The organism is Ensifer sp. GW101-20A05 (genome assembly GCF_059424735.1).
Genome location: NZ_JBWKZT010000015.1, coordinates 96,986 through 113,533, shown reverse-complemented (window position 1 = coordinate 113,533; position 16,548 = coordinate 96,986). Strand labels below are relative to the sequence as shown.

Genomic DNA, 16,548 nt, shown 5'->3' with positions numbered 1-16,548 from the left:
GTCTCAGGTCCGTTCCGCGAGCAGCTTGGAGCGTGCATCTTCAGTCGCCGCTACAGTCTCTGCGGGGATGAAGAAATCTCGCTGATAGTTGAAGGTATGGCCGATTGCGACCGCAAGCAGGGTAATGAAGGACACGGCCACCAGCCACCAGATGTACCAGATCAGCGCCAAACCAAGCACGACGCTAATACCGGCGAGAATGACGCCCGTGCCGGTGTTCTTCGGCATATGGATCGGTTTGAAACCGGTGAGCGGACGCTCATAGCCGCGGTTCTTCATATCGTACCAGCTGTCGTGGTCATGCACGACCGGGGTGAAGGCGAAGTTGTAGTCCGGCGGCGGCGACGAGGTCGACCATTCAAGCGTTCTGGCATCCCAGGCGTCACCGGACGTCTCGCGCAGTTGCTCGCGGCGCAGAAAGCTGACGATCAGCTGCATGATGAAGGAAGCGATGCCGATTGCGATCAGGACGGCGCCGAAAGCGGCGATGATGAACCAGATCTGCAGCGACGGATCTTCGAACTGGCTGACACGGCGGGTCACCCCCATCAGGCCAAGCACATAGAGCGGCATGAAGGCGAAGAAGAAACCGATCTGCCAGAACCAGAAGCTCATCTTGCCCCAGAACGGATCGAGCTTGTAGCCGAAGGCCTTTGGCCACCAGTAGACGAGCCCGGCCATCAGCCCGAACAGCACGCCGCCGATGATGACGTTGTGGAAGTGGGCGATGAGGAACAGCGAGTTGTGCAGCACGAAGTCGGCTGGCGGGATCGCCAGCATGACGCCGGTCATGCCGCCAATGACGAAAGTGACCATGAAACCGATGGTCCACAGCATCGGCAGTTCGTAGCGGATGCGGCCGCGATACATGGTGAAGAGCCAATTGAACATCTTGGCACCCGTCGGGATCGAGATGATCATCGTGGTGATGCCGAAGAAGGCGTTGACCGACGCGCCAGACCCCATCGTGAAGAAGTGGTGCAGCCACACCAGGTACGACAGGATCATGATCACGCAGGTGGCGTAGACCATCGAGGTGTAGCCGAAGAGACGCTTGCCGCAGAAGGTCGCAACAACCTCGGAGAAGATGCCGAAGGCCGGCAGGACGAGGATGTAGACCTCCGGGTGGCCCCAGATCCAGATGAGGTTGATGTACATCATCGGATTGCCACCAAGGTCATTGGTGAAGAAGTTCATGCCGAGGTAGCGGTCGAGCGACAGGAGTGCCAGCGTCGCCGTCAGGATCGGGAAGGTCGCGACGATCAGGATGTTGGTGCAGAGCGAGGTCCAGGTGAAGACCGGCATCTTCATGAAGGTCATGCCCGGGGCGCGCATCTTCACGATGGTCGCAATCAGGTTGATGCCCGATAACGTCGTGCCGACGCCCGCCACCTGTAGCCCCCAGATGTAATAGTCGACCCCGACGCCGGGACTGTAGTCGGCGCCCGAGAGCGGCGGATAGGCAAGCCAGCCGGTGCGCGCGAACTCGCCGACGAACAGCGACATCATGATGATGACGGCGCCGCCGGTGGTCATCCAGAACGAGAAGTTGTTGAGGAAGGGGAAGGAGACGTCGCGTGCGCCGATCTGCAGCGGCACGACATAGTTCATGAAGCCGGTGACGAAGGGCATAGCCACGAAGAAGATCATGATCACGCCATGGGCGGTGAAGATCTGGTCGTAGTGATGCGGGTTGAGGTAGCCCTCATTGCCGTTGAAGGCGATCGCCTGCTGCAGGCGCATCATCAGCGCATCGGCAAAGCCGCGCAAAAGCATGATGATCGCCAGGATGATATACATGATGCCGATCTTCTTGTGATCGACGCTCGTGAACCACTCGTGCCAGAGATAGCCCCAGAGCTTGTATTTCGTGATCAGGCCGAGGATCGCTAGACCGACCACCGCCACAACCGCGAAGGTCACGACGAGGATGGGTTCATGATAGGGGATCGCTTCCCAGGTAAGCCGCCCGAAGATGAATTGCGTGAGGCTGGTGTCACCAAACATGGGTCTTCCAATATGTCTCGAATTGCGGCCCAAAGGGACCTTGGCGCTCGCTGGATCGGAGCCGGCGGGCGCGCGAAATCCTACTGCGTCTTGTGCATATCGTGGTTCATCGGCGCAGGCTGCTCCTCCTTGACGCCCTCGGCCGGTTCCTCGCTTTTGGCGGGATTGCCGGTTTCGGGGAAGGTCGCGGCAGGCGCGGAGGCTTCCGCCGCGCCGCCGGCATGACGGTTGTCATGCTCGAGCTTGGCGCGGTTCTCATGGCTTTCGACGCCGGCGCCGCCCATCATGTCGATGTGCATCATGTCCTTCATGCACATTTGCCCTTCCCGCACGCACATGTTGAGCACCGCCTCATAGAGGCCGTCGTCAACGGAGGCGTAGTAGCGCACCGGCTCCTTGATGCTCGGCTTTTCGAGCTTCAGGTAGGCATCGCGGTTGAGCATCGTGCCATTCTGCTTCGCCCGGGCGACCCACTGGTCAAAGCCCGCCTGGTCCACACCGTGGAACTTGAAGCGCATATGCGAGAAGCCGTCACCGCTATAGTTGGATGAAAGCCCTTCGTATTCGCCCGCCTTGTTGATGACGGCGTGCAGCTTGGTCTCCATGCCGGGCATGGCATAGATCATGCCGGCGAGCGCCGGAACATAGAAGGAGTTCATCACGGAGGATGCTGTGATCTTGAAGTTGATCGGCACGTCCACGGGTGCAGCCATCTCGTTGACCGTCGCGATGCCATAGTCCGGATAGAAAAACAGCCATTTCCAGTCGAGGGCTACGACCTCGACCGTGATCGGTTTCACCTCTTCCGTCACCGGACGTGCCGCATCGATGCGGTCGAGCGGCCGGTAGGGATCGAGCTTGTGTGTGCTTACCCAGGTGATCGCCCCGAGCGCGATGATGATCGCCAGCGGCGCCGACCAGATGATGACTTCAAGACCGGTGGAATGGTGCCATTCCGGATCATATTTGGCGGCAGTGTTCGACTGGCGATAGCGCCAGGCGAAGAAAAGCGTCAGGAAAATGACGGGTACGATAATCAGCAGCATCAGGACCGTCGAAATGACGATCAGATCCCTCTGCTGCGCGGCAATATCGCCGGATGGCGACATCACAACCATGTTGCATCCCGTGAGTGTCGAGAGCAACAGGACGGATATCATCGATCGTCCGGCTAAACTGAATGGCTTCGGCATTGCGGCCTCAACTTGCGTTTTGTCTAGTCGGCATTACTCGGGCATGATCGCGCATGGAAGTGAGGTCCATCGTCGCAGCGCAGCATTTTGCCGCAGTGCAGTGACAGCCTTATCGCTCTATGCGCGTTTGTACGGGCGCAAAGTCTCATTGTCGGTCCGATGCCAGCTGTTCCAGCGAACGTTAGGCACGAACTCAAATGAGGCATGTGCGCATGTACGTGCGCGGCATTCTTGATATCAGACGCCAATTGGTCAACACTCTAACGACAAGACGTTCGTTCGTCGGAGAAATTCATGGTTTCGGTCTCTCACCCCACATCGTCTGGTCTCGAGCGGGATGCACGTCGCATTCATGAAGACGACAAGCCTTTGTCGCCGGGTAGCATCGCCATTGGGGTGGTCATCGGGCGAACCTCCGAATTCTTCGATTTCTTCGTCTACGGGCTCGGTTCGATCCTTGTCTTCCCGAAGTTGATCTTTCCGTTCGCGTCCAATGCGGTGACCGCGACGCTGATGTCCTTCGCGCTGTTCCCGCTCGCCTTCCTCGCGCGCCCCGTCGGTTCCTTCGTCTTCATGTGGATCGACCGGAACTACGGACGCGGCACGAAACTCACCATCGCGCTCGTCATCCTCGGCGGCTCAACGGCATCGATCGCCTTCCTGCCCGGCTACGATACGATCGGCTACTGGGCTGTGGCCCTCTTGGCGTTGTTCCGCCTTGGACAGGGTTTTGCCCTTGGCGGCGCCTGGGACGGTCTCGCCACGCTGTTGAACCTCAATGCGCCACAGAATCACCGCGGCTGGTATGCGATGATCCCGCAGCTCGGCGCGCCGATCGGCTTTGCGCTGGCGAGCATTCTTTTCGGCTATTTCGTCAGCAACCTTTCGGAGGCGGACTTCCTCGCCTGGGGTTGGCGCTATCCTTTCTTTGTCGCCTTCGCGATCAACGTTGTGGCGCTCTTTGCGCGTCTGCGCATTGTTGCCAGCAAGGAGTTCGGCGCAGCCATGGAGGCCAAGGAGCTTGAAGCCAGGCCGATCTTCGAGATGCTGAGCAAGCACAGCATCGATGTCGTGCTCGGGGCCTTCGTGCCGCTTGCGAGCTTCGCGATGTTCCACCTCGTGACCATTTTCCCCTTGAGCTGGGTGACGCTCAATGGCGGTCAGTCTGCAGCCGAATTCCTGTGGGTCCAGGTTGCAGGTGCCGCCCTCGGCGCCATCGGCATCGTGCTGTCGGGCGTGATCGCCGACCGGGTCGGTCGGCGAAACCAGCTGATGATCGGCGCCATCCTGATCGCGATCTTCAGCTTCTCCGCGCCGTTCCTGCTCGATGCCGGCGGCAAGGGCCAGGATGCCTATATCCTGATCGGCTTCGCCATCCTCGGCCTTTCTTTCGGCCAGTCCTCCGGCGCCGTTTCGTCGCGCTTCACCCAGTACTATCGCTACACCGGTGCGGCGCTGACATCCGACCTCGCCTGGCTCGTTGGCGCGGCCTTTGCGCCGCTCGTCGCGCTCGGCCTTGCCAGCAGCTTCGGCATCATCTTCATCGGCGGATATCTGATTTCAGGTGCGATCTGCACGATCACCGCGCTCAGCCTGACCCGCGCGCTCGATCAGCAGTAAGGGCATGTCGGGGCCGCGACGCCCAGCCTGACAATCGTCAGAGACGAACTTCAACATGGAAGCCCCGGTCCATCCCCGGGGCCGGCGAAGCGATCAGCAGTCGTCCGTGCATTTGTTCCACCAGTCGCTGCACGATCGCAAGGCCGAGGCCGGAGCCGGAAGCTTCCGTCGGCCCGCGATTGAAACGCTTGGTCAGGCCATTCAAGGTATCCGCGTCGATGACGACACTGTCGTTGGTGACGCGCACGCCTTGCGTATCGACGTCGATCCTGACCGGGCTGCCGGAAGGGCTATGGATGAGCGCATTTTCCAGGAGATTGCGCAGGACGATCGCAAAGGCATCGGGGGGAATCGGACGCACGAGTTCGGCGCCTTCGGCGACATGAACCTTGAGACGGCTTGCGCCGAGCGCCGACCGCTCCATGTCCTCCAGCACAAGAGCCAGCACCGGCAACAGGTCCGTGTTTTCGTCCGAGATGGCGATCCCGGCTTCCGCCCGCGACATCTGCAACAGCTTCTCCGCCAGTCGACCGAGGTGAAGCAGCGCGCGTTCGATCTGGCTGGTTCGTTGCCGAAAAGCGGGAGGCACTTCGCTCGCAAGCCGCTGTGTCTGCGCGAGTGCACCGGCGATCGGGGTCCTCAGTTCATGGGCGCTGTTGGAAGTGAACTCCCGCTCAGCGTCGAGCGCGGCCTTGAGTCTCGTCAGCAGAAGGTTCACCGAACGGGCAATTGCCCGCAGTTCTTTCGGCAGGGCCGCTTCGTCGAGCGGGGCCATGTTGCCGCTGTCCTTGGTAAGGATTTCTTCGCGCAACCGTTCGACCGGCGCAAGCGCGCGGCGCGCGACAAGGATGATGGCGATGATGCTGGTCGGAATCAGGGCCAGCAGCGGCAAGAGAAGCGCCGTGCCGCCCTCGAAGAGGGCTTCGGTGCGATGCTCGAATGCGTCAGCCACCTGCACGAAGAGGGAGCCGTCGGCTGTTCCGGCGGTGTAGATCCGTTGCGTTGCCGTTTCCGAGAAACCGACCTCAAGCGGAACGGCCAAGGGTTCCGGCGCGCCGTCCTCAAACAAGACCCTGCCGCTGCGATCGCGGACCTGATAGGCTAGATATTGTGAATTCAGCGCTGGCGCGACCAGGCCGACGGCGGGTGTGCCATCGGCACGGTCGCGGGCGATGTCGTCGACTACGATTTGCAGCAGCCGTTCGGCCGTTTCCTGGACACCGCTGTCGAAAATCTCAGTGAATTCGTCCTGCATGACATAAACGCCAAGGCCGAGCGCGACGAACCAGAAGATGGCGACGACGCTCGTCAGCGCGATGGTCAGCCTGCGGGTCATGCTTGCGACGCGCGACATCGGGTCACCTGATGCTGTAGCCGAGGCCCCGCACGGTCTCGATCCGGTCGGAGCCGATCTTCTTGCGCAGGCGGCTGATATAGACCTCGACCGTATTGCTTTCGATCTCAGCGCCAAAGGCGTAGAGCGCGTCGTGGAGTTGCTCTTTCGACACCAGCGCGCCGGGGTGGGCGACGAGCTTGTCGAGCACGGCCCATTCCCTTGCGCTGAGGCTCTGGCTTTCACCTTCGACCAGCACCTTGCGATGGACCTGATCGATCTCGATGCCGGGAAGGCGGACCGTTGGCGTCGCCTTGCCGACATATCGCCTGGAAACGGCCAGCATGCGGGCACTCAGCTCACCGAGATCGAACGGCTTGACCAGATAGTCGTCGGCTCCGCTGTTCAATCCTTCGATGCGATCGGAGATCTGGTCGTGTGCCGTCAGGATGATGACGGGCGTGCCGTCGCCCCGCATCCGCAGCGAGCGCAGGAGCGACGACCCCGAACCGTCAGGCAATCGAAGGTCGAGCAGTATCAGACCATAGAGAACCGTCTCCGTCGCGGCCGTGGCATCGGCAGTGCGCGTAAACCAGTCGACGGCGTGGCCGGCCGCCGCGACATGGTCGCGCAGCGCCTCCCCCAGAACCTGATCGTCTTCGACTAGTAGGACTCTCAAGATATCACCGGACACTTGTTCGTCCTTGCCTATGTTCGATGGGGGATGGGCGTCAAGCCCCTGAAGCATTGCGCATCACTTTGCGGCAGCGGCACCGCCGACGCATGGATGGTCGCGATCGTGGAGCAATGGGCGCCAGCGGGCTGCTAGGATGCGGCGCGTTCACGAAACGCGCCGCGCCTCTTCATGTAACTGACGATCGCCGTAGCGATGCCGACGAGCGCCATCAGAACACCGAGCGCCGCGAGTATACCGGCATTGTGTTCCACGGGGGCGGTGCTCGCGAACTTGTACATTTCGGTCGCGAGGATTGCGATCATCGCGGCCGAGACGGTCGAGTAGTCCTTGCCGATCACGCGCTTGACGTTGAACGACATTCCTTCGGTAGACTGCGCAAAGTTCCTCATTCGCAATGCCCATCGCGGCACGTCGCGGCAATAGGCCTGGTAGGCTTCGCCGAATGTTCTGTCGAGGAAGGCTTCTTCGGCATAAACAATGCACTGGTACATGAAGGCAAAGAGCCCGATGCCGAAGACGACGAGAAGCGGGTTGCCGTGCAGCAGAAAGACGCCTGAATAGAGCAGCATGTTTCCAACGTAGAGCGGGTTGCGACAGACGCCGAACATGCCTTCCGTAACGAGATCCTTGGCGTAGACCTTTTTCTTCAGGCCGCCGCGCTGAATGTATTTGTACCCGACCACGGTCGCACGCAAGGTGAGGCCAGCCAGGATGACCAGTACGGCCGCGAAGTCCTTGGCGAGCGTTAGCGCCGGGCTATCGAGCACCAGGGCCGGAGGCGGCGCCAGCAGGAACAGAACAATGATGATGGCCGGAAACAGTTGGTTCCGGAAACGGAAGAGAAAATTGCCGATCGCGATCATGGCCCAACGTTCCTACTTGATCGCGATGATGCCGCAGAAATTGTACCAGCGGAAAAAGACCTCGACGCTGCGGAAGCCGGCTTCCTTCAGGAGCTCGAGGTTTTCCTCCAGACGGTAGGGAATGAGCACGTTTTCGAGTGCTTCGCGCTTCTTGGCGATCTCGATATCGGAGTAGCCGTTGCGGCGCTTGAAATCGTAATAGTGCTCGATGAAGAGACGATTGAACGTCGAATCTTCGCTGGTGAGCTTTTCGACAAGCAGCAGAGCGCCGCGTTCATTGAGCCCGTCATAGATCGTGCGCATGATCCGCTCGCGATAGAGCGGACGGACGAACTGCAACGTCAGCAGCATCATCACGACACTTGCGTCGTGAATGTCGATGCCCTGGTGAAGGTCGCCGACCCTCAGGTCTATCGACCGGTTGGTGTTGGCTTCGACGATCTTCTCCCTCGCCTTCTCGATCATGTCGCGAGCGTTGTCGATGCCAACGAAGCGGACGGAGGGATCAACCATGGCGTCGAGGCCGAGCAATGTCGTCGCCGTCGAACAGCCAATATCGTAGAGACAGCTACCCCGTTCAGCGAAGTCTCCGGCTAGTTCGCAGACCATGCGCTGGATCTCGCCGTAATAGGGAACCGAGCGGCTGACCATGTCGTCGAAGACAGCGGCCACCGTCGCGTTGAACGCGAAGTCGCCGACCGGCTGATCTGGTCTCGCGAAAACCTCGTCTCGCCTGTTGTTGTTCTCGTGCACCTGTAGGTGCGGTACCTTGCTAGCCATTCGCAGGTTCCTTTGTCCGTCCAAAGCACTACGCGGACCCTTGCCTTCGTTGCGGCAGGGGCCAATTTGCGGGCTAGAGGGCCATCGAAACCTGACATGAACCTGAATGGCGGCACCAACGCACACGACACTCCAACAGTGCCAATGTAACGCTCTGATTTTATGAACTTGCCGGCCGTCCGGATGCCGACTATTCGAGATCGTCGGCTCCGTCGTCAAAAGTCACGGAGCAGCGATGCCCGGCCGGTATGTGGTTGTTGGGATTGGGAAGCTCTATTCGCAAGCCGAATGTGCCGCTCGCTGCGTCGAAGACCTGATCAACCACCTTGATCTTACCGGTAAAGCGGCCCTGGATCGGAGCATTCGGGACTACCTGCGCATCCATTCCCACATGTAACTTGCCGAACTCGCTGACCGGGATGAAGGCCTCGACAAAGAGCGGGTCAAGCTTGGCAATTGTCGCCAGCTTGCCGTCCTGATCCAGGTATTCTCCGTTGAAGAGTGAACGCTCGAGCACGACGCCGCTGATCGGACTGCGGATCGTCCTTTGCTCAACCACCGTCTGCGCCCTTTGCAGTTCCAGCTCAGCGCTGCGCTTGCGGGTTTCGGCGGTCGCAAGCTCCTTCTGGATAACCTCCATTTCGGCAACGGCCTCTTCGAGCTTGTCGGTCGAGGTGACATTGCGCGCAAGCAGCGCCTCCGCCCGTTTCATGCGGTTGCGAGCAAGATCGAGCCGCGCCTTCTGCGCCTCGATCTCGGAGGTACTCGCGGCCTGCTCGGACATCAGCTCCACGGTCGCCTGCTCCGCATCGGAATGTAGCCTGGCGATAATCTGGTTTTCGTTCACCTGGTCACCGCGAGCGATCAGAACCTCTTTCAAAAGGCCGGGAACCGGACTGCCGATGCGTACGACGACAGAAGGGTCGATGACGCAATCGAAAGCTTGTGCCGAAGCCGGCGCGATGGAGCAAAGCGGAAAGAGAACGGCGAGCATCTGCCGCGCCTTCGCGCGCCTGTCCGCCAGGGGTTTTACCATTCCGTCTTCTGACATTGCGTCACTTGTCATCTTGTCACTCCGGCAAGCCTGAAAAGGCCAGCAATGTGCCCAGGCGTCGATCCTGGGCCAGAAGGTTCTTTCGGTCCTTGGCATGCGTTCGTTCCGCCCGCTGCTGGGCCAGATCGAAAAGCAATAGCCGGGCACGCTTTCCGCATCGACCGAGCAGACGCAGCGGCTGCCAGGGAATGAGATCAAGCAGCGGGTCTTCCAGAGACAGGATCGCTTCCGTGCTTCCCCGGTCTCCCTTGCGGGCGGTTCGTCCCTCCATCTGCCTGTCGATGCGCCCCGCGTCATGTCGTTCGCTGAGCAAAACGTGAAGGCCACCCAGCGCGAGGGCCTGCGGGACCACGGCGATGTCGACGCCGCGTCCCGCCATGTTGGTGGCGACCGTCACCCGACCGACGCCGCCGGCCTGCGCAATGATCTCGGCCTCCTGCGAACTCTGTTCCGCATTGAGCACCCGATGCTCGATCCCTTGCCCCTGCAGTACGACACTCACTGCCTCGGAGGCCGAGACCGAGCGCGTCGCAATCAGGACCGGGCGGCCAGCGGCTTGCAGTTCCTGGACCCGTCGCACGATCGTAAGCCATTTGTCGTCGAGCGTGGGGCAAATCGTCGTCGGCAGTTTCGTGCGCCGCGAGGGCGCGTTCGGGGGAATGCGCATGACCTGCAGCCCGTAGACATGCCGGAGTTCTTCGGTAATTTCGCGTGCGGTTCCGGTCATTCCCGCCAGGTGGAGGTATCGGCGGAAAAACCGCTGATAGGTCATCCTCGCCATTGTCAGCTTGCGGCTGGTGATCACGCAGCCTTCCTTTCCTTCGACCAGTTGGTGCAGCCCGTCGCTCCAGGAGCGATCAGGCATCACGCGGCCGGTATACTCGTCGATGATCTGCACCTTGCCGTCGCTGACGAGATAGTGCTCGCCCTTCCTGAAGAGCAGCAGCGCGACAAGCGCCTGGCTTGCAGCCTCCTCACGCCGGATGCGATTGCGCCAGATGCCGCCGATCGCCTCGGCACGTTCTGCAAGCTTGGCCTTTCCGGCTTCGGTCAATTCCAGCCTGCGCTCGTCGAGCAGCAGCAGATAATGGGTCGGCTCCTTGAAGCCGTCGATCAGCGCGAAGGTCTGCTCCACCCATTGCCGCTCGCCGTCCGCGTCCGTTTCCTGGGAAATGATGAGCGGCGTTCTCGCCTCGTCCACCAGTACGCTGTCGGCTTCGTCGACGATGGCGAAATGCAGTCCACGCATGACAAAAGGTGGCGATTGGCCCCGGCGCTCGTCCAGCATGCGGTTCACCTTCGCGTGAACGGGGCGTGGCTGGCCGCCGAAAGTGATGCGGTCGCGCAGATAATCGAAGGCGATTTCCTTGTTGCTGGCATAGACGATATCGCACGCGTAGGCGGCCGGCCGATCCGGTCTTGGCACAGTACTGTTGACGAGGCCAGTCGTCAGCCCAAGAAAATCGTAGATGGGGCGAAGTATATCCCGATCGCGCGCCGCCAAGTAATCATTGACGGTGATGACGTGGACTGAAAGCCCCGCAAGCGCCGCGATCGACGCCGGCAGGCCGGCGGTCAAGGTCTTGCCCTCGCCCGTGTCCATCTCCGCCACGCGCCCCTTCAGCATGGCAAGGCCGGCAAGTATCTGCACGTCGAGGTGGCGCAATCCGATGGTGCGCTGAGACACTTCGCGCACGATCGCAAAGCCGAGACAAATATTGGCATCGGTGAGGCCATGGCACCGCAGGGCCGCACGGACTTCGCCGATGCGCGCAGCGAGCCCCTGCCCGGTTTCGTCGCCCAGGGCTGCTCCCGCCGCGTTGATCTTCTGGACAAGTTCCCTCAGATGGCGCCGGTGCAAACGACCGGCAACCATCTGCGGAACGCTGGTCACCATCTTCTCGATGCCGTCAAGCCAGTGCTCGGGTCGGTCCTGGCGTTCGGGGTAGACGACCAGTGGAGGCGGCGACCAGCTCGGGACGAGAATATTCATGGTCGCTTGCCCAATCCGCCTTAGGCGCTCGCTTCCTCGACGGGCGCATCTTGGCCGTTCCGGTAGTTCTTCGGCTGTTTCGGTACGGCGGGCGGAGCGTCTCCCTTACCGGCAGCATCCATGGCTTCGGGCATGCGCTCCAGCATGCTCGCGAAATGCCTGAGCGAGTGAAGATGCAGGTACGTGCATTCCAGCTCGTCATTGGTGAACATGGCCTGCAGGTCTTCGCTTGCCAGCGCTTTCAGCTTTTCACGGTTGACCGTCATGAACCCGGAAAGCGACCGGCGTTCGCCGCTGTTGAGGTTGAACTGGGCCTGCATCGGCTGCAGCAGCCCCAGTGATTTCAACCGCTCACAATACTGGCGGGTTCGCTGGTGCCTTGCCTGATAGTCCTGCAGGAAGCCAAGCACGCTCTTCAGGTATTGGGTTTGCTGTCCCTCGCTGTCGAACAGGCGCTCGCCGCGGCCTTCGCGATTGAAGCCGTCGAAACTTTCGTCGATGTGAAGGATGAACGTCTTGCCGCTGCGGTCCGTTGAGAACACGAACGGATAGCGGCGCACGAACGCCGGCACATATTTGCCGAGCCAGGCACCGTCGTCGCCGACGAAGAGGTTTTGCGTCTGCTGGGCGCCGAGAACCACCGCAGGTGTCACCGTGTCGTCCGTGCCGGCAAAGACGATCGGATATTCGGCGGCGGCCTGAGCAAATTCGATGGCCGTCACCGGAACCGAGTTCACTTCTTTTGCGAACTTGTATGAAGTTCCGCTTTTAATTGACACATCCTTATGGCGATCGGCCGAGACAGGATGCACGTCTTGATAGAAAAGAAGTTGCGCTGTCATGGTGGTTTCCCTCTAGTATCTTGTAAGTGCCACTCAGGTATTCTAAAAGACAATCGCCAGATTTTTACTCAGGCTAATTTGATCGAACACTTTATTAGACTTCGTGTCCAGTCAAACTTTAAATAAACGCAGGAATATCTGCCGCGTTGAACGATAAATTCTACTGGCGACGGGGGAAGACCCGTGAGAGAACCTCACAAAGACACGTCCACCTATTCGAGGCACGGTCGGGCTCTCGGTCAGCATCAGGTCGAGATGCAAAAGATTGGCAAGCACCCGCCGCTGTGACGTGTCGCGGGGGTCGAGCGCAATGGCGCCGCCGCCGGCGGTGCTGAGCGCCGCATTGGGCAATGTGTCGGTTAGCGCCGGAACCTCGCGGACAACAACCGCCCTGTAGATCTTCGAAAAATCCTCAACGAAGCGCAGACTTACGTCCCGTGTTTGCGAGCGGACAAGGTCGGCGTCCTCCTCCGGGACGATGACCCGAATGGTTGGCTTGTCGAAGTGCGCAACGTAGGCGATCACCTTGCCACGTTGCACGAACTTGCCCGGCAGGTCGCGATCGTCGGGCAGGATCAGCGTGCCGCTCGATGGTGCTCGGACGATCAAATTCTCCTGCCTTTGCCGTGCCAGGTCGAGATCGGCACGCGCAAGCCGCAGTTCCTCCTTGACCATGCTCGCATGGGCAAGATCCGACAGATCCTGCTTGGTAAGACGCCGTTGGAGCTCGGCGACACGCAGTTGCAGCAGTTCGACGCGCGCCGCCAGCAGGGGATCCTCCTGCCGGATCAGTGGATCGCCAGCCTTGACCTCGGCGGCGGGTGCGGCGGCGATTTCATCGACCGTACCATCGGTCTGAACATGGACGATCGCATCGCCTGGCAACCATACGATCCCCTGCACGACAGTCGCGTGCGGAATGGGCAGCACGAAGAGCACCAGCGCGACTGCGGCGAGGACGGAGCCGACCACCGCGAATGCGCGGCCCCGGCTTCGCCGCAGGAGCGGGCTCGTCAGCAGGAACCAGAAAGCCTTTGCCAGCGGCACTGCAAACATCAGAATGAGCGCCCAGATGGCGAGCAAGGTACCGACGATGAAAAACTTCTGACTGACGAGCGCGATGATCGCGCCAGTGACCACAAGGCGGTAGAAGAACGCCGAGACGCCGTAGAGAACGAACCAGAACTCCTCCCCAGGCGCCGTCGCCGGCGAGTTGACCGAGCCGATCTTGAAGGCGTAGCGCTGAACGAGATAGGCGAGATATTTATTGGCCCGGCTCGCGAGGTTGGGTATCTCCAGAAGATCGCTCAGGACGTAGTAACCGTCAAAGCGCAGAAGCGGGTTGCCGTTGAAGAGCACGGTTGACACGCCGCCGATCAGCATGACGTTGAAGGCGAAGGCCCGCACGAGCCCCTCCTCCGCATTGACCCATACGATGAGGGCGACCGCGGCGAGCGTCATTTCCACGAAAATGCCGGCGGCACCGACGAGGGCGCGCTGCCACTTGCTGGCAAAAGCCAGGCTGTCGGATGCATCGACATACGGGACCGGCATGAAGACCAGCATCATCGCACCGACCTCGTGGACATCGCCGCCCCATCGCTTGACTGCGTAGGCGTGTCCTAGCTCATGCAGGGTTTTGATGAGCGGATAGGCGATCAGCATCAGGAAGAGATTCGACGTTGACAGAACGCGGTCGGTCACATTGGCGGTCAGCGCGTTCCAATTCATGCCGGCAAGAACGGCTGCATAGGCGACAAGACTGATGAAGACGAGCGCGCCGAACCATGAGAACAGCACCCGGCCGACAATGGCGGTGGCGTTCAGAAACTCGTTCGGGTCGAGAAGGCCGAAGCGAATGGCGAGCGGATTGCCGAAACTCATCAAGAGCTTGCGATTGCGCGCCTTCTTGCCGCGCTCGGCGATTTCATTGATGTCGGGCGGAACATTGCCGAACAGGACGTCCGCCGCGTGCAACTGCCCGAGAAGCTGGATGACCTCATCCTGGGTCACGACCTTGTCGGTGAGCTTGTCGCAGGCGATGTCCCAGATCGCCTGCATCGTCCGGTGGCCATCCATCAGGCTGATGATGAGATAGGTCTCGGGCGTGAAGCGATGGAAACGCCCGGATGTCCGGTCCTGCAGCACGTACCAGAGCTGATCACGAAAGACCGTGCGATGGATGCGTACATGGCCGCGCAGCTTCAGCTTCAGTTGCGCGACGCGGTACCAGGATGAGCTGAAGTAGGACCGTTCCATGTCCGCGCCCTCACGGCATCCAGCGCCACGCGGCGAGATAGGCCCATTGCACCATCTTGTCGGTGTAAACGCGGATCAGGAGCCGTTCGTCGACGGAGGTCTTGGCAATGCCCTCCATGCCAGGCCGAAGCCGATCGCTCAGATGATCCAGAGCTGCTTCGACCTTGAAGAAATTGTGTCCCTCCTTCTGGGTGGAAATCGCGGTGATCTGCTCGATCCGATAGGTGAGCGGCTCCTGCGGAAGCGCGGAAACTCGCAGGACTCCCTGGCGGCCGATCTCGACATCGTCAATGTCGCTTTCATCGACTTCGAGGATGACGCGATAGGACTTGAGCGGTGCGATCGTAAAGAGCTCCTGCCCGCGCTCGACCGCAGCGCCGATCGACTGGCTGAGGTCGCCGTTGACGACATAGCCGTCAAAGGGAGCGAGCAGCCGGGTGCGCTTGAGCTGTTCGTCGATCAAAGCGAGCTGGGCGTCGGCCTGATCGATCTGCGACTTGACGATGAGCGCCTCGGCCCGTTCGTGCTGCATCAGCGCCCGGTCATATTCGGTCGTCTTCTGCTGTCGGGTGGTCGTCAGCCGAAGCCGTTCCAGTGTCAGATCCTGGTCGTCGAGCTGCGCCAGGATCTGCCCCTGTTTGACCACTTCGCCGGCCCTTGCCGACTGGCTGGATACATAGCCGTTGAATGGCGCCACGACGGTTCGCTGGATTGTACCGCGAACGACGGCCGAAGACGTGACGGAGTATTCGGTCGTGGCCACGCTGAAATAGGCGGCCAGGATGACGGCAATCAGCGTCGCGAGCTTGCGGCCGAAATAGCCTGGGCCCAGCAGGCGCCGCAACTGGTTGCCGGCGGCCTCCCAAAGCTTCACCAAGACGTTCCTGTCGTTGCGGCGTTTTTCCTCAAGTACCGGTCCGACGACCGCTGCCACTGCATCGCACAGGTCGACGGTCGTCTCGTCGAAGGCACTGCCGCGTGGGCGCTGCAGCGTCAGGGCGCCCACGATCTGATGCCCAGATTGCAGGGGGATCGTCAGCACGCCTCCGCACTTGTGCGTCTCGACCAGCTCTTCGTGCGCCCGAAGGACACGATACTCCCAGTGCTCCTGCGGCGGGTAGAGAACGATGGCGCGCTGATCGACAGCCTCGTCCATCGCCGCGCCGATGTCGCGAATGATGTTTACCTTGTTGCCGAAGCCTGCCGCATGCGAGACCGTCGCGACACGACATCGCCGTCCGCGGACGAAACCGACGCTGACGGGGTCGCAGGCAAGCCGCATGGCGAGTTCCGTCACGAGCGCGGTGGCGGCTTCGGTGAAACCTTTTGCCTCGATCACCGCGGCAAGCATGTCAAAGGCCAGCCTGTTGCGTTCGCTGATTTCTTCGTTTTCGACTTGGAGCTGGCGCCTGAGCAGGACCTCGACCCAGCCGGAGGCCCATTGCACCTTGCGCATCACCGCGTTGATGGCAGCAGGCTCGACGGAAAGCGAAAGCGCGCAGGCGCCATACAAGCGCTCGTTGACGATCAACGGCGAAGCGATCAGTTGCACCATGCGGCTACCGATCGTTCCGGTGGAGATGCCCTGGCGTTGGCTCAGCGCCCTCTCGGCGGCGGCCGTCAATCCCTCGTCGGCGGCCCTTTCCGGCCAGAAGGCGATCGGCGTGTAGGGCCCGGTGTCCGGTTCCCCGAGCATGACCATGCCGCTGGCGACGCCAGAAATCTGCCGGCAGAGTATGGCCAGCCACGTCTCCATGAATTCGTCTGGCTCGGTCGCATTGCGGAATTTTTGCCAGAGTGCTTGATCCAAAATAGCATACTTCACCGCCCCCGGGCCTTCGACCGGGGGCGGTGGTGCATATTCCCTGGCAATGTGATCAGTCATGCCGGCACGCGGTGGCCAGACA

At 60.8% G+C, this 16,548-nt stretch carries 12 protein-coding genes; 1 reads left to right on the top strand and 11 read right to left on the bottom strand.

All coding sequences use genetic code 11. The features are described 5' to 3' along the window. Positions 1-3: 3 nt before the first annotated feature. Both cyoB and cyoA read right to left on the bottom strand, forming a co-directional pair. Positions 4-2,007, bottom strand: a complete 2,004-nt coding sequence (gene cyoB, locus AC070A_RS27980; protein ID WP_113479680.1) for a cytochrome o ubiquinol oxidase subunit I — start codon at positions 2,005-2,007, stop codon at positions 4-6. A gap of 80 nt (positions 2,008-2,087) precedes the next feature. Beyond that, entirely contained in the window at positions 2,088-3,167 is a 1,080-nt protein-coding gene (gene cyoA / locus AC070A_RS27975) for a ubiquinol oxidase subunit II (protein ID WP_492384083.1), read from the bottom strand. Between the two features lie 327 nt (positions 3,168-3,494). On the opposite strand from cyoA, the gene AC070A_RS27970 reads away from it, so the two are divergent. After that, the gene (locus tag AC070A_RS27970; protein ID WP_218374132.1) at positions 3,495-4,820 is read left to right on the top strand and encodes an MFS transporter; all 1,326 of its coding nucleotides are present in this window, start codon (positions 3,495-3,497) and stop codon (positions 4,818-4,820) included. 37 nt (positions 4,821-4,857) lie between these two features. On the opposite strand, the gene AC070A_RS27965 is transcribed toward AC070A_RS27970, so the two are convergent. From AC070A_RS27965 to AC070A_RS27925, 9 genes are all read right to left on the bottom strand, one after another. Further along, entirely contained in the window at positions 4,858-6,174 is a 1,317-nt protein-coding gene (locus tag AC070A_RS27965) for a sensor histidine kinase (RefSeq protein ID WP_492384084.1), read from the bottom strand. A 4-nt stretch (positions 6,175-6,178) separates the two neighbouring features. Beyond that, positions 6,179-6,832, bottom strand: a complete 654-nt coding sequence (locus tag AC070A_RS27960; protein WP_113479684.1) for a response regulator — start codon at positions 6,830-6,832, stop codon at positions 6,179-6,181. Positions 6,833-6,978: 146 nt separating this feature from the next. Next, positions 6,979-7,713, bottom strand: a complete 735-nt coding sequence (locus AC070A_RS27955) for a methyltransferase family protein (RefSeq protein WP_492384085.1) — start codon at positions 7,711-7,713, stop codon at positions 6,979-6,981. Positions 7,714-7,725: 12 nt separating this feature from the next. After that, positions 7,726-8,493, bottom strand: coding sequence for a carboxy-S-adenosyl-L-methionine synthase CmoA (cmoA, locus tag AC070A_RS27950; RefSeq protein ID WP_492384086.1), 768 nt, complete (start codon positions 8,491-8,493; stop codon positions 7,726-7,728). 190 nt (positions 8,494-8,683) lie between these two features. Continuing rightward, entirely contained in the window at positions 8,684-9,529 is an 846-nt protein-coding gene (locus AC070A_RS27945; protein ID WP_492384087.1) for an efflux RND transporter periplasmic adaptor subunit, read from the bottom strand. Positions 9,530-9,563: 34 nt separating this feature from the next. Further along, complete coding sequence (locus AC070A_RS27940; protein ID WP_492384088.1) at positions 9,564-11,540, bottom strand: preprotein translocase subunit SecA; 1,977 nt, start codon at positions 11,538-11,540, stop codon at positions 9,564-9,566. Positions 11,541-11,560: 20 nt separating this feature from the next. Continuing rightward, positions 11,561-12,382, bottom strand: a complete 822-nt coding sequence (locus AC070A_RS27935; protein ID WP_492384089.1) for a SapC family protein — start codon at positions 12,380-12,382, stop codon at positions 11,561-11,563. 111 nt (positions 12,383-12,493) lie between these two features. Continuing rightward, on the bottom strand, positions 12,494-14,641 hold the full coding sequence (locus AC070A_RS27930; RefSeq protein ID WP_492384090.1) for a peptidase M50: 2,148 nt from the start codon (positions 14,639-14,641) through the stop codon (positions 12,494-12,496). Between the two features lie 10 nt (positions 14,642-14,651). Beyond that, complete coding sequence (locus AC070A_RS27925) at positions 14,652-16,397, bottom strand: GAF domain-containing protein (RefSeq protein ID WP_492384091.1); 1,746 nt, start codon at positions 16,395-16,397, stop codon at positions 14,652-14,654. Between the last annotated feature and the right edge of the window lie 151 nt (positions 16,398-16,548).